The 18,895-nt window shown below is 56.3% G+C and carries 22 protein-coding genes and 1 pseudogene; 4 read left to right on the plus strand and 19 right to left on the minus strand.

Translation table 11 applies throughout. The features are described 5' to 3' along the window. The first annotated feature begins 8 nt into the window (after nucleotides 1-8). Nucleotides 9-1,709: a cellulose biosynthesis regulator diguanylate cyclase DgcQ gene (gene dgcQ, locus GM298_RS02660; protein ID WP_266153530.1), complete on the plus strand. Its 1,701-nt coding sequence runs from the start codon at nucleotides 9-11 to the stop codon at nucleotides 1,707-1,709. Here the strand turns inward: dgcQ and GM298_RS02665 are convergent. Then, nucleotides 1,694-2,494: a mannosyl-3-phosphoglycerate phosphatase-related protein gene (locus tag GM298_RS02665; protein ID WP_266153531.1), complete on the minus strand. Its 801-nt coding sequence runs from the start codon at nucleotides 2,492-2,494 to the stop codon at nucleotides 1,694-1,696. The genes dgcQ and GM298_RS02665 overlap by 16 nt on opposite strands. A gap of 301 nt (nucleotides 2,495-2,795) precedes the next feature. Continuing rightward, on the minus strand, nucleotides 2,796-3,023 hold the full coding sequence (gene yodD, locus GM298_RS02670) for a YodD family peroxide/acid resistance protein (protein WP_013097742.1): 228 nt from the start codon (nucleotides 3,021-3,023) through the stop codon (nucleotides 2,796-2,798). A gap of 136 nt (nucleotides 3,024-3,159) precedes the next feature. Between yodD and dsrB the strand changes: the two genes are divergently transcribed. Continuing rightward, entirely contained in the window at nucleotides 3,160-3,348 is a 189-nt protein-coding gene (gene dsrB / locus GM298_RS02675) for a protein DsrB (RefSeq protein WP_008500312.1), read from the plus strand. Nucleotides 3,349-3,455: 107 nt separating this feature from the next. Here dsrB and rcsA read toward each other — a convergent pair whose 3' ends face one another. From rcsA to fliF, 14 genes and pseudogenes are all read right to left on the minus strand, one after another. Beyond that, nucleotides 3,456-4,079, minus strand: a complete 624-nt coding sequence (gene rcsA, locus GM298_RS02680) for a transcriptional regulator RcsA (protein ID WP_013097740.1) — start codon at nucleotides 4,077-4,079, stop codon at nucleotides 3,456-3,458. 287 nt (nucleotides 4,080-4,366) lie between these two features. Continuing rightward, nucleotides 4,367-5,159 (minus strand): annotated as a pseudogene (gene fliR, locus GM298_RS02685) (flagellar biosynthetic protein FliR); the annotation flags it as partial. A gap of 7 nt (nucleotides 5,160-5,166) precedes the next feature. Then, nucleotides 5,167-5,436, minus strand: coding sequence for a flagellar biosynthesis protein FliQ (gene fliQ, locus GM298_RS02690; RefSeq protein ID WP_008500315.1), 270 nt, complete (start codon nucleotides 5,434-5,436; stop codon nucleotides 5,167-5,169). Nucleotides 5,437-5,445: 9 nt separating this feature from the next. Next, a complete protein-coding gene (fliP, locus tag GM298_RS02695; protein WP_008500316.1) occupies nucleotides 5,446-6,183 on the minus strand; it encodes a flagellar type III secretion system pore protein FliP in 738 nt (245 codons plus the stop codon). After that, entirely contained in the window at nucleotides 6,183-6,557 is a 375-nt protein-coding gene (gene fliO / locus GM298_RS02700; RefSeq protein ID WP_266153533.1) for a flagellar biosynthetic protein FliO, read from the minus strand. Before fliO ends, fliP begins: the two co-directional genes overlap by 1 nt. A 2-nt stretch (nucleotides 6,558-6,559) precedes the next feature. Then, nucleotides 6,560-6,973, minus strand: a complete 414-nt coding sequence (gene fliN / locus GM298_RS02705) for a flagellar motor switch protein FliN (RefSeq protein ID WP_025759467.1) — start codon at nucleotides 6,971-6,973, stop codon at nucleotides 6,560-6,562. After that, entirely contained in the window at nucleotides 6,970-7,974 is a 1,005-nt protein-coding gene (gene fliM, locus GM298_RS02710) for a flagellar motor switch protein FliM (RefSeq protein WP_008500320.1), read from the minus strand. Before fliM ends, fliN begins: the two co-directional genes overlap by 4 nt. 4 nt (nucleotides 7,975-7,978) lie before the next feature. Then, on the minus strand, nucleotides 7,979-8,449 hold the full coding sequence (fliL, locus tag GM298_RS02715; protein ID WP_021241388.1) for a flagellar basal body-associated protein FliL: 471 nt from the start codon (nucleotides 8,447-8,449) through the stop codon (nucleotides 7,979-7,981). A 106-nt stretch (nucleotides 8,450-8,555) separates the two neighbouring features. Further along, complete coding sequence (fliK, locus tag GM298_RS02720) at nucleotides 8,556-9,791, minus strand: flagellar hook length control protein FliK (protein ID WP_266153534.1); 1,236 nt, start codon at nucleotides 9,789-9,791, stop codon at nucleotides 8,556-8,558. Further along, entirely contained in the window at nucleotides 9,788-10,231 is a 444-nt protein-coding gene (fliJ, locus tag GM298_RS02725) for a flagellar export protein FliJ (RefSeq protein ID WP_014170734.1), read from the minus strand. The genes fliK and fliJ overlap by 4 nt, the downstream gene beginning before the upstream one ends. A gap of 21 nt (nucleotides 10,232-10,252) precedes the next feature. Next, nucleotides 10,253-11,623 carry a flagellar protein export ATPase FliI gene (gene fliI / locus GM298_RS02730; RefSeq protein WP_045285403.1) on the minus strand — a complete coding sequence of 457 codons (1,371 nt, stop codon included), beginning with the start codon at nucleotides 11,621-11,623 and terminating at the stop codon, nucleotides 10,253-10,255. Then, nucleotides 11,623-12,330 (minus strand): flagellar assembly protein FliH, encoded by a 708-nt coding sequence (fliH, locus tag GM298_RS02735; protein WP_025759464.1) that lies wholly within the window; start codon nucleotides 12,328-12,330, stop codon nucleotides 11,623-11,625. Before fliH ends, fliI begins: the two co-directional genes overlap by 1 nt. Next, the gene (gene fliG, locus GM298_RS02740) at nucleotides 12,323-13,321 is read right to left on the minus strand and encodes a flagellar motor switch protein FliG (RefSeq protein WP_008500327.1); all 999 of its coding nucleotides are present in this window, start codon (nucleotides 13,319-13,321) and stop codon (nucleotides 12,323-12,325) included. The genes fliH and fliG overlap by 8 nt, the downstream gene beginning before the upstream one ends. Next, nucleotides 13,314-14,990 (minus strand): flagellar basal-body MS-ring/collar protein FliF, encoded by a 1,677-nt coding sequence (gene fliF, locus GM298_RS02745; protein ID WP_094919065.1) that lies wholly within the window; start codon nucleotides 14,988-14,990, stop codon nucleotides 13,314-13,316. The genes fliG and fliF overlap by 8 nt, the downstream gene beginning before the upstream one ends. 228 nt (nucleotides 14,991-15,218) lie before the next feature. On the opposite strand from fliF, the gene fliE reads away from it, so the two are divergent. Continuing rightward, on the plus strand, nucleotides 15,219-15,533 hold the full coding sequence (gene fliE, locus GM298_RS02750) for a flagellar hook-basal body complex protein FliE (RefSeq protein ID WP_028019587.1): 315 nt from the start codon (nucleotides 15,219-15,221) through the stop codon (nucleotides 15,531-15,533). Between the two features lie 74 nt (nucleotides 15,534-15,607). Beyond that, the gene (gene yedD, locus GM298_RS02755) at nucleotides 15,608-16,021 is read left to right on the plus strand and encodes a lipoprotein YedD (protein WP_266153536.1); all 414 of its coding nucleotides are present in this window, start codon (nucleotides 15,608-15,610) and stop codon (nucleotides 16,019-16,021) included. A gap of 536 nt (nucleotides 16,022-16,557) precedes the next feature. Here yedD and amyA read toward each other — a convergent pair. From amyA to fliS, 3 genes are read right to left on the minus strand one after another with little or no spacing between them, the layout of a single operon-like run. Then, nucleotides 16,558-18,045, minus strand: a complete 1,488-nt coding sequence (gene amyA / locus GM298_RS02760) for an alpha-amylase (RefSeq protein ID WP_025759922.1) — start codon at nucleotides 18,043-18,045, stop codon at nucleotides 16,558-16,560. A gap of 52 nt (nucleotides 18,046-18,097) precedes the next feature. After that, nucleotides 18,098-18,472 carry a flagella biosynthesis regulatory protein FliT gene (gene fliT / locus GM298_RS02765; RefSeq protein ID WP_266153537.1) on the minus strand — a complete coding sequence of 125 codons (375 nt, stop codon included), beginning with the start codon at nucleotides 18,470-18,472 and terminating at the stop codon, nucleotides 18,098-18,100. A gap of 5 nt (nucleotides 18,473-18,477) precedes the next feature. After that, nucleotides 18,478-18,882, minus strand: coding sequence for a flagellar export chaperone FliS (gene fliS, locus GM298_RS02770; RefSeq protein WP_045285398.1), 405 nt, complete (start codon nucleotides 18,880-18,882; stop codon nucleotides 18,478-18,480). Between the last annotated feature and the right edge of the window lie 13 nt (nucleotides 18,883-18,895).

An 18,895-nucleotide genomic window follows, 5' to 3' on the forward strand; every position in this document is an offset into this window, starting at 1 on the left:
GAGTGTGTGTGCAGCGCGATACCTTTGTTGTGAGACAATCTTTTTTGCAATGGCTGCATAAACGTAGCAATCCGGGGCTGATTGTTAATCTCTGTTTTATTGTCGTTCTGGTGTTTTCCACCCTCCTGACCTGGCGCGAAGTGGTGGTCCTGGAAGACGCGTACGTCTCCAGCCAGCGTAACCATCTGGATACGGTGGCCAGTTCGCTGGACAGACAGCTGCAGAACAGCGTGGACAGAATGCTGTTGTTCCGCCAGGGCATGCGCGATGCCATCCAGACGCCGCTGGCCTTTGACGCTTTACAGAGTGCGGTGTCACGCTTCAATACTCTGCGCATACTCCCCACCTGGCAGCTTGCCGTGGATAAAAAACGCACCCTGCCGATAAACGGGGTGTCCGATGCGTTCGTCGAAAAAACGACGCTTCTCAACCGCGACGCGGAGCGCATCAGCAATGAAATTTCTGCCGCGCTGGAAGTGGGGTATCTGCTCCGGCTGGCCTCATCAAGAGCGCAGACGGAATCGCGGGTGAACTACGTCTCCCGCGCCGGGTTTTATCTCTCTACCGACACGCCGGAGCAGGCGGGTGACATTACCTCCCGCTATTACCATCTGGTCACGCAAGCCTGGTTCACCGAGCAGTCAGAACGCAACAACCGCGCACGCGCGGTGCGCTGGTTTATCTCCACGCCCTCCGCATGGACCGGCGATGAACGCGCGATCACCGCCAGCGTCCCCATCTATTTTGATCATTACTGGTATGGCGTGGTGGCGATGGATTTCACACTGGGCACGATGCAACGCCTGCTGGCTGACGCGACGGAAGACAGAACGGAAGGGGAGTATCAGCTGTACGACACCCGGCTCAATTTGATTGCCACCTCTGCCCATGCGGGTAACCCGGTTAACCACTTTGACGAACGCGAAACGGCGCAGATTGCCCAGGCGATTGAACATGATACCGGCGGCGGCATCCGCCTTGGAAGCCGTTTTATTAGCTGGGAGCGGCTCGATCACTTCGATGGCGTCGTTCTGCGGATCCACACCCTGCATGAAGGGGTGCAGGACGACTTCGGCAGCATCAGTATTGTGCTGGCGCTGCTGTGGGCGCTGTTTACCGCCATGCTATTGATCTCGTGGCTGGTGATCCGTCGGATGGTAAGTAACATGTATACGCTTCAGCATTCGCTGCAGTGGCAGGCCTGGCACGATCCGCTTACCCGGCTGAATAATCGCGGCGCGCTGTTCGACCGCGCAAAAATGCTGGCGGAAACCTGTCGCCAGCAGTCGCTGCCCTTCTCGGTGATTCAGATCGATCTCGACCATTTTAAAAGCATCAACGACCGTTTCGGCCATCAGGCCGGTGATAAGGTGCTGTCCCATACGGCAGGGCTGATTACCACCGGATTACGCAAAAACGATGTCGCAGGGCGTGTCGGCGGGGAAGAGTTTTGTGTCGCCCTGCCGGGGATTAGCCTGGAGGAGGCGAGAGGGGTCGCGGAACGTATTCGTTGCCGCATCAACAGCAAGGAGATTCTGGTGAAGAAGAGCACGACCCTGCGCATCAGCGCGTCGCTGGGCGTCAGCAGCGCGGATGAAAAGGGGAATTACGATTTTGAACAACTGCAGTCCGTGGCGGACGCCCGCTTATACCAGGCTAAACAGACCGGGCGTAACCGCGTTGTGTGGCGGGATCAGGAGAGGAAGTGATCCAGCCCTTCGTGCCAGCCCGCGGGACCGGGTTGTTGGGTGTGATAAACCCGCGCGGGATTATCGTCCCGTAGCGTGATGCCCTGACGGTTAATGCCTTTAATCACTACCGCGTAATCCATGCTGTCCAGCAGCGGCGCATCATTGGGGCCATCACCGAGTCCCAGCGTCGTGGGTTCGATCGCCTCCTGCTCACGGTACTGCTCAATCAGCCAGTTAACCGCCACGTTTTTACCGCAGCGGGCGTCAAGAATATGCCAGAACCGCGCCCCCTGCAGACATTGCAGACCGCTACGCGCCAGCGCCTCTTCAAACTGGACCATTTTCTCGTCGCTGTCGCGCCAGATGAGCGTGACCGAGGCTTCCTGCCTGCGGGCCAGCCCAGAGCGATAGCGCGTCAGGCCGGTCCACTCGCTGATAACGCGATCGTCCACGTCGTCAAAGGTGGTGAACTTAACGCCCGTCTCGAGGCGGATTTGCTCGATCCGCGGTCGAATATCCCGGTGTGACATTCCTCTAATCTGACGCGGCACCTTTTCCCACCGCACGTCTGGCTGAATAACCGCGCCGTTCTCGGCAATAAACGGCAGACCTTCCAGACCCAGATCCTGCTGAATGTCCAGCATCTCGGCCGCCGTTTTGCTGCTACAGAGAATGAGCGGAACCTGGTTATCCAGCAGCCTGTCCAGCCAGGGCAGCGCGGGCAGCCACTCGTAGGTATGGATATCGAGCAACGAGCCGTCCAGATCGGAAAAAATCAGCAAGGTATCCCGCAGTGAAGGCATACAGACTCCTGGTAACGGTGGCGTCGCTTTCTAAGAAAATTCCTAAAAAATAGCCGAGGTAAAAACCGGAACAATGAGAACGGACCCTGGCAAACCCGCATTCGGCGTAAGTTGCTGCTCATAACCAAATGCATAATGCTGAAAATAATATATTCATTATAAGAATATATGCTTGTCAGACAAATTCGTTGGGGATAGTGTGGCATATACATCAGATTTCCTGGTGTAACGAATTTTCAAGTGCTTCTTGCAAAAGCAAGTTTTGATCCCGGCCATCCCCATGACCGGGATTTTTTTCGCCCTACCGATTGGCTTCAGACACGCTAAAGTCGTGAATATCCAATTCGAAGGCCTCCGCCAGCTCACGATAGGTGTGATAGTCCCTTCCGTTGACAATGACCCGGTCTGAATTGTCGTCCGTCCGGCGGACTTCTGACTCACTGATCTCATTGATGGCGGCCAGCAGGGCATCGACATCCACCTCGACTTCGCGCTTGATGGTGTCGCTGTACTCTTTATCGGTCTTCATTACGGGGCTCCTCATTCAACCTTCAACGCGGTCCAACGGTAAGTATAGCCTGTGTATAAAAACGCCATTCACACCGGGCAGCGATGTGCGTTTTTGCGTTTTGTTCTACACTGGCTCAAAACCAGAGGAGGAATGTATGAAGGTCAACGATCGGGTCACCGTTAAAACGGACGGTGGGCCGCGCCGCCCGGGTGTGGTGCTGGCAATTGAAGAGTTTAGTGAAGGGACAATGTACCTGGTCTCACTGGAAGACTACCCGCTCGGCATCTGGTTTTTTAACGAACTGGGGCATCCGGATGGGATTTTTGTCGAGAAAGCCGACTAACACGGCGTCGGGTCGCGCTTTGCGTGCCCGACCGCCTGTACAAAAGCAAAAATCTCTGGCCAGGCCAGAGATCAAAGGTAGGGTGCACAGGGTCTTTTCTTAAGCGACTAACGCATGTTGACGAAAATCCCGTTCGTCACATTATCGGTCAGGCGTACCACGTGGTAGATCACTTGCTTATTATGCGTTTTAATTTTCCTTTTAATATTTCCTTTGTGTGACGAAACGGTTTTAGCTTTAATATTCATCTGGTCGGAGATCTGAATAGTTCCCTGACCCGCCATCCACATTCGCAGCATACTTGATTCAGTCCTGCTTAATGATAGGGTGGGTAAGTTAACCGCTCCTACATTTTTAACTTCTTTATTCAAATAATCACCCAGAATGTCATCCAGCGACTCGGGTTTAATCGATTTAGAACTGATCAATAAATTTTTACGGACCAACAAATACTCATCGAAATGGATATTTGCGATCGCCATAAAAACAATAAACAGGGTTTTTGGATGCTGATTAATGATTTGCTTAATGTGCTGACTGTTGGCTGGATCGTGAATGAAACAGTCCTCATTAATAAACACCACGCCTGGTTTGAGTTCGTCACAAGCGGCCGCGAGCTCTTCAACGGTGTGTGCATCGTTGATGTCTCTCTTTCTTACCCCTCTGCTTGCCAGGTACCCGGTTAACCCTAGCCGGGTGTAGCTGCATAAATCCATAATGATCGTTGACATGGCATACCCTCACTCAATGCGTAACGATAATTCACCATCTGCCTGAGAGCTCAAAACAGCCATACGGGATGGAAAAAAATAATAAACCTGTGAGCATGACAAAGACTTTCAGGCGGACTCACTATCCCGTAAAGTTACGTATAATTTGCCAGGAATCTTCTTAAAGTAAAGTAAATATTAAGTATTGTGAGGTGGTTAGAAACAATTAAACCGCGTCAGATATATCCTGGAAGATGTTTTTCAGGTTTTATTTTAGGAATATCCTCAGAAAGACAATAGCAACAGTGAGGGCTATTATTTACGAGGCAGCTCGCTGACAATATCCGCTAAGAGGTTGAATATCTCGCCGAATAAATGTTCACAGAACGGAGCGATAAGGGGCATCAGTAATGACATTAATAAAATTCCGACCGTCAGCGTCAGTGGAAAACCAATGACAAACACCGAAAGCTGCGGTGCCATTCTGTTCAGTAAACCTAACGCCAGGTTGACGGTCAGCAGGAGGGTGATGATCGGCAGCGCCAGCATCAGCCCGTTGAGGAAAATCAGCCCTGCAGCGCGGGTCAGCGCCAGAAACGCATTGCTGTTCACCGGATTTTCCCCAATCGGCAGCGTATGGAAGGTGTCCACCAGCATGGAGATGAGCCACAGATGACCGTTGAACGACAGAAACAGCAGCATGGCGAGCAGGTCGATAATGCGCGCCAGCACGGGCATGTTGAGATGACTGCCGGGATCGACAAACGTGGCGAACGATAACCCCATCTGCAGGCCAATCAGTTCCCCCGCGGTACGCACGGCGGCAAACGCGAGCTGCATGGTAAAGCCGACGGCAACGCCAATCATCACCTGCTGCAGAGCCACCCACACCGCGTTCGCCGAGAAAATCGGGATCTCCACCGGGGGAAGGGACGGGGCGACGATAATCGAGATGATAATGCCCAGCCCCACTTTGACACGCTTGGGGATCGATTTCTCACTGAGGATCGGGGCAGTGGAGACCAGCGCCATAATGCGCAGCATCGGCCAGAAATAGACGCCGAGCCACTGAACCCACTGGTCGCTGGTGAAGTGCAGCATCGTCAGATCAGCCGATGATATACGGCAGGTTGGTAAACAGGTTGCGCATATAGTCCAGCAACAGGTTCAGCATCCACGGCCCGGCGACAATAATCGCCACGAACACGGCGATGATTTTCGGAATGAACGACAGCGTCATTTCGTTAATCTGCGTGGCGGCCTGAAGAATACTGATAATCAGACCCGTCACCAGCGCGACAAGCAGCAGCGGTGCGGCAACGGCAATGGCGATTTTCATCGCTTCCGTGCCCATCATCATGACCGATTCGGGTGTCATTGCCGTTCCTTAACTGTAGAAGCTCTGCGCCAGCGAACTGACCAGCAGCTGCCAGCCGTCGACCAGCACAAAGAGCATGATCTTAAAGGGCAGGGCGATGGTCGCGGGCGGCACCATCATCATCCCGAGCGCCATCAGCACGCTGGCGATCACCAGATCGATAATCAGGAACGGAATAAAAATGGTAAAGCCAATCTGGAACGCGGTTTTCAGCTCGCTGGTGACATAGGCGGGCAGAAGAATACGCATGGGTACCGCTTCCGGCCCCTGCAGCTCGCCGGTATTGGACAGACGGGCAAAGAGGGCGAGATCCGCTTCGCGCGTCTGGCGCAGCATAAATTCCCGCAGCGGCTGCGCGCCTTTATCCAGCGCCTCCTGCATGGAGATTTTATCTTCGCTGAACGGCTGATAAGCGTCGGTATAAATCTTATCGATCACCGGCGACATAATGAAAAAGGTTAAAAACAGCGCCAGCCCGAGCAGAACCTGGTTTGGCGGGGCGGACGGGGTGCCCAGGGCGTTTCGCAGCAGACCAAAGACGATGATGATGCGGGTGAAGCTGGTCATCATCAGCAGAATGGCCGGAATAAACGTCAACGAGGTGATGAAAACCAGCGTCTGAACCGGAAGTGACCAGCTTTGGCCACCGCCCGCGAGCGGGGTAGATACCAGACCGGGCAGTTGCGCATAAACCGCGGGAGCAAACAGGCCAACGCCCGCAAGCGTCAGGGATAACAAACGGCGCATCAGGATCTCCCGGAACGCTTAAGCAAACTCTTCATGACGGACTGAAAATCCGCAGGGGCCTCTGCGCGCGCGTCCACCTCAACAGGGGCGGGCGGCAGTTTATGTAATAAGTTGATGCTGGAGGCCGTGACGCCCAGGACCAGACGCGCATCCTCCACCTCGACGATGACCACGCGTTCACGTGGCCCCAGCGTGGTGCTGGCGCTGACTTTCAGGCCGCGGGTGCCGGCGGTTTTACCCGCCAGACCAAAGCGCTTCGCCAGCCAGGCGGCGATAAGAATAAAGGCAATAATACCGAACAACGCCCCGCTCACCTGGAGCAGAGGTGAACCGGGAACGGCAGAAGGTTGCGATAGTGTTGCCTGGGTTTTCATGCTTAACGGCTCAGACGACGCATACGTTCAGACGGGGTGATGATGTCGGTGATACGTACGCCGTATTTATCGGCAACCACCACTACCTCACCCTGGGCAATCAAATAACCGTTGATCAGAATATCCAGCGGCTCACCGGCCAGACCGTCAAGGGCGACCACGGAACCCTGCGTCAGGCGCAGCAGCTCTTTAATGGTCATCCGGGTGCGGCCCAGTTCAACGGTCAGCTTAACCGGGATATCCATAATCAGGTCGATGTCCTGCAGCGTGCCGCTGACGTCACCGCCGCCAAGCTGCTGGAAGACGGCATCCGCCGCACTTTTGCTCGGGGTCGCTTTTTGCTCGTTTAACGCGTCAGCCCACAGATCGTCCAGTGCTCCGCTGTTTTCATCGGACGGATTGTTCATGTCACTCATTTGGGCTGTTCCTCATTCAGCGAATTCAAAATCGGGTTGATCAAGTGCTCAACGCGTAACGCATACTGACCGTTAATCGTGCCGTACTGGCTTGTCAGCACGGGGACACCATCCACATGGGCAATAATGCGGTCGGGTTTTTCTATCGGCAAAACATCACCGGGTTGTAATTTCAGGATCTGGGATAACCGCAGCGGGATATCGGCGAAGCTCGCTACCAGCTCAAGCTGTGAATGCTGGACCTGGCGGACCAGATTTTCACGCCAGTTCTGGTCTTCGTTGCGGGAGTTCTCCAGCGGCGGGTTGACCAGCAGCTCGCGCAGCGGTTCGATCATGCTGAACGGCAGGCAGATGTTGAACTCACCGGTCAGGTTACCGATCTCCACGTGGAACGGGGTGTTCACGACGATATCGTTCGGGGAGGTGGTGATATTGGTAAATTTCACCTGCATCTCAGAACGGACGTACTCCACTTCCAGCGGGTTGATCGCTTTCCACGCGTCGCTGTATGACTCCAGCGCCAGCTTCAGCATGCGGTTAATGACGCGCTGTTCGGTGTGGGTGAATTCACGACCTTCTACTTTGGTCGGGAAACGCCCGTCGCCGCCGAACAGGTTATCCACCGCGATGAACACCAGGCTTGGGGAAAACACCACCAGACCGGTGCCGCGCAGCGGCTTCAGATGAATCAGGTTAAGGTTGGTTGGCACCGGCAGATTGCGGGCAAACTCATGATACGGCTGAATGCGGATCGCACCGACCGTGATATCCGGGCTACGACGCAGCAGGTTAAACAGCCCCATACGGAACTGACGTGCAAAACGTTCGTTAATGATCTCCAGCGCCTGCAGACGTTCACGTACCACGCGACGCTGGGTATTCGGGTCATAGGGGCGAATATCGCTATCGCCGCCAATACCCGGTTGCGGATCGTCACTCTTATCGCTGTCGCCGTTGAGCAGCGCATCGATTTCTGCCTGAGAAAGAATACTGTCGCCCATGTCGTTACCGCAGAATGAAAGCTGTGTACAGAACGTCAGTGACTTCCTGCTTAGGTTGACCATTTACCAGCGGGGTCGCCAGCGTTTGTTTAATGGCATCGACCAGCTTTTGCTTGCCAACATCGGTGGCCAGCGCCGAAGCGTCCTGACGAGAGAACAGCAGCAGAAGGCGGCTGCGCACCTCCGGGAGATAATCATTCAGACGCGCGCGGGTGGCTTCATCCTTCAGGCGCAGCGTAATACCGACATACAGCACACGGTCCGCATCACCGAGATTCACGGTGAAGGTGTCCAGAGGGAAAAATACCGGCGCCGGCGGCGGTGCAGGTTCGGCCTTGGCCGCAGCGGTTGAAGGTTCCTGCTGCATACGCCAGTAACTATAGCCCGCGGTAGCGCAGGCGGCGAGCGTGATCAACACCAGCAGCGGGATCCAGATGGAACGCTTACTTTTTTTGGTGATAGCGGAGTCAGTCATCTGATACGAGCTTCCTGTTTCGGTACAGCTTAATAAGGTGATTATCCCGTGTCCTGCTGTCGTCAAAGCGTGGAAAAGACGGGGATAATCACGCTACCTCTGGCGTTTAGGCGAAGATGTCTACGGCACCGTTACCGCGTGCGGCGGATTGCAGGGCCGCAGGGACAGGCAGAAGCTCATCGCTCTCTTCATTAAAACCGCCGGTGTTGCCGGAACGCGAAGCCTGGTGCTGCTGGGAGGAGGACTGCTGCTGCCCGGCAAAGCTCTCGCTGCTGACGCTGCTTTGCGCCAGCTGAATGCCGTTCTCCGCAAGCGAGGTCCGCAGGACCGGCAGGGCCGCCTCCAGTGCCGCCCGGACATGGCTGTGGGCAGAAACCATCTGCAGCTGCGCCTGGTTATCATCCAGTTTAAGTGAAATTTGCACCTGACCCAGATCTTCCGGGTGCAGACGCAGCTCCGCGGTCTGCTGGCCCTGCTTAGTGAACAGCGTGATGTGCTGGCTCAGGGATTGTTGCCATTCGTGGGTACCCAGCGGCTGACTTAACACCGGCGCGGTGGCCACGGTGGCGGCAGGCTGGCTGGTCGCATGGCTGGAGACGATCGGTGCCAGGGTGGCCGTCGGCGACGAGGAGGAGGATGAACTGGCGAGGTCCTGCTTCTCTGCGGTGGCGGTCACAACCGGTGCTGCCGGCGCGTTGGCAGGCAGCGCCGGATCGCTGTTTGTCATCTGCGTCTGGCTTTGATAAGGCGTCGTTATCTGCGCTTTTTCATGGCCGCCCTGCGCCGTGTTCAGCAACGGCTGGGTCGCACCGTTTTGGGCACGCGTTGCGGAACCCAGCGCTGACGGTGCGGTAATATCGTTACGCTCTGTCGCCTGGACGGTGCGGGTCTGCTGGTGCGGCAGCATGGCCATCAGCGCGCTTAATCCGGCCAGCTCCTCTTCGCTCAGCTCGCTTTTGCCGTCATCTTTGCTATTGACCGCATTGAGTGCTTTCAGGGCGTCGCCCTTCGATACCGGTACCAGCCCGGAAACCAGCGTCTCAGGCGAGATGACAGGCGTAGCTTCCTCGCCATTCAGTGACGGCTGACGCGCGAGCAGGTCGGCAATTTTAGCCTGCAGAGCGGTATCGCCTTTGGCCTCCTGAGCCACTTTAGAGAGCTTACTGCCGGCAGCTTTCAGGTCCGCCAGGGTCAGCGGCGCATCGTTGCCCTTGCCCGTTGCCTCCGTCAGGGCGCCCGCCAGCAGAGAGAGAAAGTCTTGCGCACCCTCGGTGCCTTTCCCTGTCTGCGTGCCGCCTGCGAGCTCGCTGTCGCTCATCAGCAGTTGTTGCAGTGTGATCATTCCGGTTTCCTCATTGATGCGCGCTGGGCAAACTCATCCATTTTCTTCTGATCCAGACGGTTTTCCGCCAGGGTCGTTGCGGCGATCTGCCGGTCCTGTAAGGTCTGCCAGGCCTGCAGTCGCTGCTTCTTCTCACGCCAGAAATTCAGCGCAGTATCGACTTTTTGGGTCCACTGGTTCAGCTGCTGGCGGTGCTGTTCTATCGCCTTCTCCAGCGTCTGGATAAACTGCTGATAGTTAATCCAGCGCTGGCTGCCAATGCCCTGTGTCATATCGGTATTGAGGTTGGTGCGATATTCATGCTGATAGTCGATTAACATCTTCAACTGTTCTTCAGCCTGCTGGCACCCGCGTCGCATTGCGCCAAGCTGCAATGCGGCATCATCAACTTCTTTTTCTGCCAGATCTTTCAGCGTTGATAACGCGCTGTTTTGCGCCATGACCTTCGCCCTCCACCTGTGTTACACCTGCGGGAAAATTAGCTCCAGTGCCTGAATGGAATCTTCCCAGTCGGCGCGTTCAAAAATGCCTTGTTGTAAAAATGCCTCCAGCTGCGGCCACAGGTTAATCGCTTTGTCGAGCATCGGGTCGCTGCCTTTGGCATACGCCCCCACACTCACCAGATCGCGGTTACGCTGGAAGCTGGAGAGGAGTTGTTTGAAGTTACGCACGCGGGCGTAGTGCTGCTCGGTTATCAGCGCCGTCATTGCACGGCTGATAGAAGCCTCAATATCAATGGCCGGATAGTGCCCGGCTTCGGCCAGACGACGCGACAGCACAATATGACCGTCAAGGATCGCACGCGCGGAGTCGGCAATCGGATCCTGCTGGTCATCGCCTTCCGTCAGCACCGTGTAAAACGCGGTGATAGAGCCGCCGCCGCTGATGCCGTTCCCCGCACGCTCAACCAGGGCAGGGAGTTTGGCAAAGACCGAAGGCGGGTAGCCTTTGGTGGCCGGTGGCTCACCGATGGCCAGCGCGATTTCACGCTGCGCCATCGCGTAACGGGTCAGGGAATCCATGATCAGCAGCACGTGTTTGCCGCGGTCGCGGAAATCTTCGGCGATACGGGTGGCGTACGCGGCACCCTGCATGCGCAGCAGCGGGGAAACATCCGCCGGTGCGGCGATAACCACCGAGCGGGCGCGGCCTTCCGCACCCAGAATGTTTTCAATAAAGTCTTTTACTTCACGACCACGCTCGCCGATTAGCCCCACGACGATCACATCGGCCTGGGTGTAACGCGCCATCATGCCGAGCAGGACCGATTTACCTACACCTGAGCCGGCGAACAGGCCCATACGTTGCCCACGACCAACGGTCAGCAGAGCGTTAATCGGGCGCACGCCGGTATCCAGCACATGCTCGATAGGGGTACGCTGCAGGGGGTTAAACGGTTGGGTGATCAACGCGCCGGTTTCTGTGGTGTCCGGGGAGGGCAGTCCGTCGAGCGGTTTGCCGCTGCCATCCAGCACGCGACCCAGCAGGGCCGGACCCAGCGGCAGCTGTTTTCCGCTCTGCAGTCCATCGCCGGTGATGTTTTTGGCATACACGCGCGCGCCGGGCAGGATGCCTTCCACCTCTTCAAGCGGCATCAGAAACAGGCGCTGGCCGTTAAATCCGACCACTTCGCTTTCCACTTCCCGCGTTTCCTGGCCATCCTGACGCTCAATCACACAGGTCGCGCCCAGCGGCAGCTGCAGGCCGGTGGCTTCCAGCACCAGACCGGTGGCGCGGGTCAGTCGGCCATAACGACGAACAGATGGCAGCTGCGCCATCTTCGTCTCAAAGTTGTCGAGGGTATTGAGCCAGCGGGTGAGGCGTGCGGTCATCAGACGACTCCCGGTGCCGCCAGGCGGCACAGTTCCTGCCAGCGGGTGGCGACGCTGGCGTCCAGGTCACCCTCATCGGCAGAGACTTTACATCCGCCGTGATGTAGCGTCGGGTCACCGCGCAGACGCCAGCCGTGCAGGCTCAGCGTGGCGCCCAGACTCTCTTCCACGCGCTGCAGGTCGTCCGGATGGACGCGCAGCTGCGGCTTCCCGCTGAACAGCGGCTCCTGCTGCAGCAGGCCCTGAATTTGTTTAATCAGCGCCGTGTTATCTACCACCGGCGTCTGGCCGATCACCTGACGGGCGGCTTCCAGCGCCATCTGCATCAGGCGCGAGGCAATGACGCTGTCCAGCGCGTCCAGCGTATGCTGAAACTCGCTGACCAGCTGCTGCATACGGGCATGGAGCGGCGCCTGCTGCTGGCGCGCCTGATCGATGCCGTGCTCTAACCCTTTCGCCAGACCTTCCTGGTATCCCTGCTCGTGGCCTTTCTGACGGCCTTCGTTCAGACCGGCATTATAGCCCTGCTCATGCGCCTGCATTTGCAGCTGAGCCAGCATCTGTGCCTGCTGTTCTTCTTCGCTCAGCTCGGGCTGTTCGACGTCCGGGTCACTCTCCTCGGTCTGAATCACGGCTGGCGTGAACTCGGAGAGGGGAGGGGCCAGATCGTCCGGCGTCCAGCGCTTCCACGGCAGCTCATTAGACATAGGTGTCGTCTCCGCTGCCAATCACCATCTCGCCGGTTTCTGCCAGACGACGAACAATAAGCAGGATAGCTTTCTGTTCGTTTTCCACCTGAGACAGACGAACCGGGCCGCGGTTGGCAAGGTCGTCGCGCAGGATATCCGCCGCACGCTGGGACATGTTGCGCAGGAACTTCTCGCGCAGCGGCTGCTCGGCACCTTTGAGGGCGATAAGCAGCGACTCGGAATCCACTTCCTGGAGCAGGCGCTGGATGCTGCGGTCGTCCACTTCGACCAGGTTTTCGAACAGGAACATCTCGTCGATGATTTTCTGCGCCAGCTCGCCGTCGAATTCGCGAACCGCGGTAATAACCGCCTCTTCCTGCTGGGTTTTCATCAGGTTGATGATCTCTGCCGCTGTTCTCACGCCGCCCATTTTGCTGCGCTTGAGGTTCTGGCCGTCGAGCAGGTTGTTCAGCACTTCGGTCAGCTCCGCCAGCGCGGCCGGCTGGACACCGCCGAAGGTTGCGATACGCAGCATCACGTCGTGACGCAGACGCTCTTCGAACAGCGCCAGAATATCGGCCGCCTGGCCACGTTTGAGGTGGACAAGAATGGTCGCGATAATCTGCGGGTGCTCGTCGCGAATAAGGTCGGCCGCGCTCTGCGGCTCCATAAAGTTAAGCGTTTCGATACCGCTGGCGGTATCGCGCGTTTCCAGAATATCTTCCAGCAGGCTGGCGGCACGCTCTTCGCCCAGGGCCTTGACCAGCACGGAGCGCAGGTAGTCGTTGGCGTTGACGTTGAGAGCGGCAAACTGTTCTGCTTCCTGCTCAAACTCCGACAGCACTTCGGTCAGCTGTTTGTTGGAGATCTGACGCACGTTGGCCATTGCCGCACTCAGAATTTGCACTTCCCGCTGGGAGAGGTGCTTAAACACCTCTGCCGCGCGATCTTCGCCAATGGTCATCAGCAGGATGACGCTTTTATCGGTGCCCGTAAGCGTATTACTCATGTTCGTTACCCATCCACTGGCGGATGACCAGCGCCACGACGCGCGGATCGTTATCTGACATTTCGCGAATGCGCTGGCTCATCACCTCAGCGCCCATGCGCTGGTTAGCACGGCGCTGCTGCATCTGCTCGTCTTTGCTGAGACGAACTTCAACCGCTTCTTCCACTTCCTGACGCGCGTTCATCTGTTCGCGAGCCGCTTTCTCGGCTTCTGCACGACGCTGGAGCTGAGGACGAACGCCCTTACGCCACAGCAGCCACGCGACAATCAGTACCAGCAGCCAGCGACCTGCGGACATCAGCTGGTCGATAAACGCCTGCTGTTGCCAGAACGGCAGTTCACCACCGGTCTCTTCAACCGAGTTGAACGGTGAGTTCACCACGTTGAGGCTGTCGCCACGCTTCTCGGAGTAACCCATCGCTTCACGGGTCAGGTCTTCGATCTGCTTCATCTGCTCGGCGGTCAGCGGCAGCGGTTTGCCATTCGGCAGCGTTTTGTAGTTCACCACCACGGCGACGGACAGACGCTGAATATCACCGACGTTCAGTTTGGTATGGCGAATCGTGCGGTCCACTTCATAGTTCGTGGTTTCGTTACGGCTGCTGGTACGCGGACCGGCGTTACTGGTCGTTGAGGTTGTCTGCTGATTCTGCTGACCGTTCTGCTGATTGGCCGGCGGGGTGGAGATCGGCGCCGCGTTTGCCGGGGCAGGCTGGTTAGAGAGCGCACCCGGCACGCCGCCAGGATAAGCACCGCCAATCTGTTCGTTAGAGTTGATCTGGCGCGAACGCATGACCGCCTGAGAGGCATCGCCGTTCGGGCTGTACTGCTCTTCGGTCTGTTCTTTATTGGAGAAGTCGATCTGCGCGGTGACCTGCGCATGCACGTTGCTGTTGCCCACCACCGGGCCGAGGATCGCTTCGATACGACGCTGGAGACGGCTTTCTACATCGGCGGCATATTTCAGCTGCGCGTCATTCAGATCGCGACCGGCGGTATTGGATTGCGTCAGCAGGTGGCCACTCTGGTCGACCAGCGTCACGTTACCCGGCGGTAGACCGGCGACGGCGCTGGAGACGAGATGCGTCACCGCGCTGATTTGCCCTTCGTCCAGCGCGCGGCCAGGTTCAAGGTTCACGGTCACGGAAGCGGAAGGCGATTTCTGCTCACGGACAAATAAGGAGGGTTTAGGCATCGCCAGGTGCACACGGGCACTCTTCACCGGGCCTAAGGTTTCAATGGTGCGGGCCAGTTCACCTTCCAGCGCACGCTGGTAGTTCACCTGCTCGCTGAACTGGCTGATACCGAATTTTTCCTGATCCAGCAGCTCAAAGCCCACCGCGCCGCCTTTCGGCAGCCCCTGCTGAGCCAGACGCAGACGGAGTTCGTGTACCTTATCTGCAGGCACTTCCAGCGCGCCCCCGTTATCGGCGAAGCGATAAGGGATGTTCATCTGGGTCAACTGGGTGACGATGGCGCCGCCATCCTGATCGGAAAGGTTACTGTAGAGCGTCCGGTAGTCAGGGCTTTTCGCCCACAGGACCATCGCTACAAGGATCGCAATTGCGGCAGCGCCTGCCACGATCAACGGGATTTTAGGATTCGCGCGAAGGCGGTTCATCCACTCGAGTGATTTATTTTGCGGCGCTGTCGATGCTGTAGCACTCATTGCGCACCTCTTAAATCCTGGTGGTTTACGTTATTCGTGTAGAGAAACAAAACTGACTCCCGGGTCGGCAAACACGACAAAAGTTCCATATTGATGGCACAGCCATTATTTGATGATTCGTGATTTTCTATGCGTCAAATAACCTGGTTTTTTAACGCTATTTACCGCCATTATCTTATTGACAAGCTGTTAGTCTTGACCGCGTAAAAAACCATCCAGGGGAGAGTCATGGCTATTCAGGGTATTGAAGGGGTTATCAGTCAGCTGCAGGCAACCGCGATGACGGCCCGTAATCAGAATGTGGCAGAACAGCAGCCGAGTATTAGCTTTGCCGGGCAACTGCACGCCGCGCTTGACCGTATCAGCGATACCCAGACCGCCGCGCGCACGCAGGCCGAGAAGTTCACCCTCGGCGAGCCGGGCGTGGCGTTAAACGATGTGATGACCGATTTGCAAAAAGCCTCTGTCTCCCTGCAGATGGGGATCCAGGTGCGTAACAAGCTGGTTTCCGCCTATCAAGAGGTGATGGGGATGCAGGTCTAAGACCTGGCGATCTTCGCTGGCAGCCTTAGCGCTTTAATGCCACAATATTTTTTTCTTCGAATGCAGGAAAGATGATGAAAAAAATAGCAATTGCTGGCGCGCTGCTGGCACTGACCGGATGCGTTCAGGTAGATAACTATCAGGACGTGATTAAGCATCCGGTCCCGGCACATCTGGCGGGATACTGGCAGTCAAAAGGGCCGCAGAGCAAAATGGTCAGCACGGAGGCGATTGCCACGTTAGTGGTGACGGAGGAGGGCGATACGCTGGACTGCCGTCAGTGGCAGCGCGTGATTGCTGTGCCGGGTAAAATCATGCTGCGTTCAGACAGCTATTACAACGTGACCCGCAAGCTGGATATCTATCCGCTGGAGCGTGATGGCTCGGTGCTGGAGTACGACGGCATGGAGCTGCAGAAGGTCGACCGCCCAACGGTGGAGTGTGCCGATTACCTGAGCAAAAATCCGCTGGAGAGTAAGCTGCCCTAAGGGTAAAAGCAAAACGGCAACCTCGTTGCCGTTTTTGGTGTTTGCGCCCTCTCCCTGTGGGCTGAGGGATCCCCACAAAATAATGCCTGCACAGACAACCCCCTCTCCCTTGAGGGAGAGGGCTGGGGTGAGGGGGAACATACGGCTGTAGAGGTTATTCCGTTCACTTTATGTTCCTTGCTACTCTGTAACGGCATGACCAGTGAACGTGCCAGGGCGGCTCAATCGCCACCGCCCTGGCGACCCGGGCTCCCGGCGGTAAATCGCCGCTTCGCGGTACCCTCAGCTTATTCCTCCAGGCTATCGGGTCGGGCATGAGCCTGCATCCCTGCAGGCCACGCCCTCTCGGCGCATCCCTGCGCCTCGCCCCGGCCTTACGGAAACGCTTCGGCGATTTACAGCCGGACCAGGGCATCGCTGTAAGTCATTAATTTTGCTGAAGCAACGTTCATCGCTTCAGGTAAAAAATTACTGGGGATTCCTCAGCCCGGTGGGAGAGGGACGGGGGGAGGGCATCAGGCCGCACGTTTCCCGTTCTACAACGCATCCTCAATCACCCACACGCTGACGCTTCCCCCTTTACAGGTAAACGTCCCTTCGCCATCCGCTGCCGTGGTGATGGTTTCTTCGCGATTGCCGAGAAAATCACGCCAGGTTTTATTACCGTAGTTTTCCCCAAGACAAATCACTTTTTCGCCGTCGTCGCCGTTCGACATCACCACCACGCAGCCAGGATCGTCATCGGTGCCGCTGCGGCTGAAGGCGATACAGTTAGGATGGTCAAAAAAGAGCGTCTGCACGCCGTGGGCAAAACGCTGGCGAGCGAGGATCAGCTCATGAAGCTGCTCAATCACTGGCATATCAATATGGTACGTTTCACCGTCTCCCCCGGTATCGTCATAGCTGGCGCCGAAGAGATCGGGATAGAAGACGCTCGGTACACCGTTTTCCCGCAGCAGGATCAACGCGTAGGCCAGCGGTTTAAACCAGGCCTCGACCGGTGCTTCCAGCGCCTGCAACGGCTGGGTGTCATGGTTGGCAACCAGCGTCACCGCATGGAACGGATCGGCTTCCACCAGCGTGCCGGTGAAAATCTGGCTCATGTCGTAATCCCGCCCCTGACGTGACGCTTCGTGGAATTTCATCTGCAGGGGGGCATCAAAGAGCATGGTTTTGCCCTCGACCTGATCGATATAGGCCTGAAGCTTATCCACCTCGTGGGACCAGTATTCCGCCACGATAAATAACGGCTGGGCGGCGACCTCCTGAACGTGTTCAATCCACTCTTTGTAGAACCAGGCGGGAATATGTTTCACGGCATCCAGACGAAAACCGTCGCAGCCGGTCTGTTCCATCACCCAGCGGGCCCAGTATTTGATCTCCTCGGTCACGGCGTGATTGCGAAAATCGATATTCTCGCCCATCAGATAATCGAAGTTACCCATCTCATCATCAACCTGATCGTTCCAGCCGTCGCCGGTGTAGTCGTTGACGATTTTAAAGATGCCGTCTTCATCGGGATTTTCTATATGGTCGACGCCGCTGAAGCATTTGTAATCCCAGATGAACTGCGAATATTGCCCGGCGCGGGCAGGGAAGGTGTAGCGGGTCCAGGCTTCGCACTCAATGACTTCGTCATCAATTTGCGTGCGGTCCTGCTCATTGACGCGCTGAACGCGAACAGGCTCTTTCTCGTCGGCCCCCATTTTGTGATTCACCACCACATCCAGCAGGACGGCAATGTTGTTGCTTTTGAGGGCGTCGATGGCCTCCAGCAGCTGCGCTTTGTCGCCGTATTTGGTGGCAACGCTGCCTTTCTGGTCAAACTCGCCAAGATCGAACAGGTCATACGAATCATAACCCACTGAATAACCCCCGGACGCGCCTTTATAAGCGGGGGGCAGCCAGATCATGTTGATGCCGATTTCGTTAAGGTTGGGGGCTAATGCCGTGACTTCTCGCCACAATTCACCGCCTGCGGGGTAATACCAGTGAAAGCATTGTAACAGGGTGGGGTTTTTCATCATCCTTGCTCCAGAAGCCGGTTAGCTGACTTCTGGAGTATGGATGAAGAAATCATAATTGTGTGTCGCGGGTCAAACTTTCTGGATAAAGAATATTCCCTGACAGCTTTCCATAGGTAGACGTGATGGATTGCTGTTTACCGGTTTGATTAATCAGGCTGCGCAGCTCGTCCATGCGGACTTTCAGCAACGCCTTTAGCGCATTCTCATTTTCGAGGATCATTTCCAGCAGCGCACGCGCTTGCTCAACCTGAGCCGGAGGGCATGACATGATGGGCGTTTGAGAAATCCTTTCCACCAGTTGTACGTAATGCATTTCCTGCTCGATAAGCGCATCCCATTGACCAGAATGTGCAAGATTTAGCATAGCAATGCTCTGAGCATGTAACGCCTGCCAGTGGCTAAGCGCTGCGCTGGGAGTATTCATCAAAATTATCCTGAAATAGAGGACGCATTGGGGCCGATTTGCTTCCATGCATCCGCAATGTTGTTTAATAAACCCTCGACTTCAACAATTGCGTCAACGTCGTTACTGACATTCGCCAGCAACAAACGTCGAACCATATATTCGTACAAGGAGGCAAGATTACCCGACAACTCGCTCTCAACCTCCATGTTCAGTCCTGCTTTTAAACCGTTGTCGATGATGTTGATGGCTTTGGATAACGCTTCGCCTTTTTCACGAATTTGTCCGGCTTCCATGAACAAACGCGCGCGGACAAGGGCGCTATGCGCCCCGTCGAACAACATGACAATCAGCTGGTGTGGACTGGCATTCATAACTGCGCTTTCGACTCCTATCTGCTGATAGGATTGAACACCAGAGGTGTTATACATATCCACTCCTCAA

The organism is Enterobacter sp. HSTU-ASh6 (assembly GCF_026319105.1).
Classification (GTDB): Bacteria; Pseudomonadota; Gammaproteobacteria; order Enterobacterales; family Enterobacteriaceae; genus Enterobacter; species Enterobacter sichuanensis.

Coding starts and splice junctions, on each gene's coding strand:
- fliO (WP_266153533.1), bottom strand. CDS start 6,557: ATGAAAACCCAGGCAACACTATCGCAACCTTCTGCCGTTCCCGGTTCA.
- fliN (WP_025759467.1), bottom strand. CDS start 6,973: ATGAGTGACATGAACAATCCGTCCGATGAAAACAGCGGAGCACTGGAC.
- fliK (WP_266153534.1), bottom strand. CDS start 9,791: ATGATCACACTGCAACAACTGCTGATGAGCGACAGCGAGCTCGCAGGC.
- fliJ (WP_014170734.1), bottom strand. CDS start 10,231: ATGGCGCAAAACAGCGCGTTATCAACGCTGAAAGATCTGGCAGAAAAA.
- fliE (WP_028019587.1), top strand. CDS start 15,219: ATGGCTATTCAGGGTATTGAAGGGGTTATCAGTCAGCTGCAGGCAACC.
- fliS (WP_045285398.1), bottom strand. CDS start 18,882: ATGTATAACACCTCTGGTGTTCAATCCTATCAGCAGATAGGAGTCGAA.
- fliP (WP_008500316.1), bottom strand. CDS start 6,183: ATGCGCCGTTTGTTATCCCTGACGCTTGCGGGCGTTGGCCTGTTTGCT.
- rcsA (WP_013097740.1), bottom strand. CDS start 4,079: ATGTCAACGATCATTATGGATTTATGCAGCTACACCCGGCTAGGGTTA.
- fliI (WP_045285403.1), bottom strand. CDS start 11,623: ATGACCGCACGCCTCACCCGCTGGCTCAATACCCTCGACAACTTTGAG.
- fliF (WP_094919065.1), bottom strand. CDS start 14,990: ATGAGTGCTACAGCATCGACAGCGCCGCAAAATAAATCACTCGAGTGG.
- fliT (WP_266153537.1), bottom strand. CDS start 18,472: ATGAATACTCCCAGCGCAGCGCTTAGCCACTGGCAGGCGTTACATGCT.
- fliG (WP_008500327.1), bottom strand. CDS start 13,321: ATGAGTAATACGCTTACGGGCACCGATAAAAGCGTCATCCTGCTGATG.
- fliH (WP_025759464.1), bottom strand. CDS start 12,330: ATGTCTAATGAGCTGCCGTGGAAGCGCTGGACGCCGGACGATCTGGCC.
- GM298_RS02665 (WP_266153531.1), bottom strand. CDS start 2,494: ATGCCTTCACTGCGGGATACCTTGCTGATTTTTTCCGATCTGGACGGC.
- yedD (WP_266153536.1), top strand. CDS start 15,608: ATGAAAAAAATAGCAATTGCTGGCGCGCTGCTGGCACTGACCGGATGC.
- fliM (WP_008500320.1), bottom strand. CDS start 7,974: ATGGGCGACAGTATTCTTTCTCAGGCAGAAATCGATGCGCTGCTCAAC.
- amyA (WP_025759922.1), bottom strand. CDS start 18,045: ATGAAAAACCCCACCCTGTTACAATGCTTTCACTGGTATTACCCCGCA.
- fliQ (WP_008500315.1), bottom strand. CDS start 5,436: ATGACACCCGAATCGGTCATGATGATGGGCACGGAAGCGATGAAAATC.
- yodD (WP_013097742.1), bottom strand. CDS start 3,023: ATGAAGACCGATAAAGAGTACAGCGACACCATCAAGCGCGAAGTCGAG.
- dsrB (WP_008500312.1), top strand. CDS start 3,160: ATGAAGGTCAACGATCGGGTCACCGTTAAAACGGACGGTGGGCCGCGC.
- fliL (WP_021241388.1), bottom strand. CDS start 8,449: ATGACTGACTCCGCTATCACCAAAAAAAGTAAGCGTTCCATCTGGATC.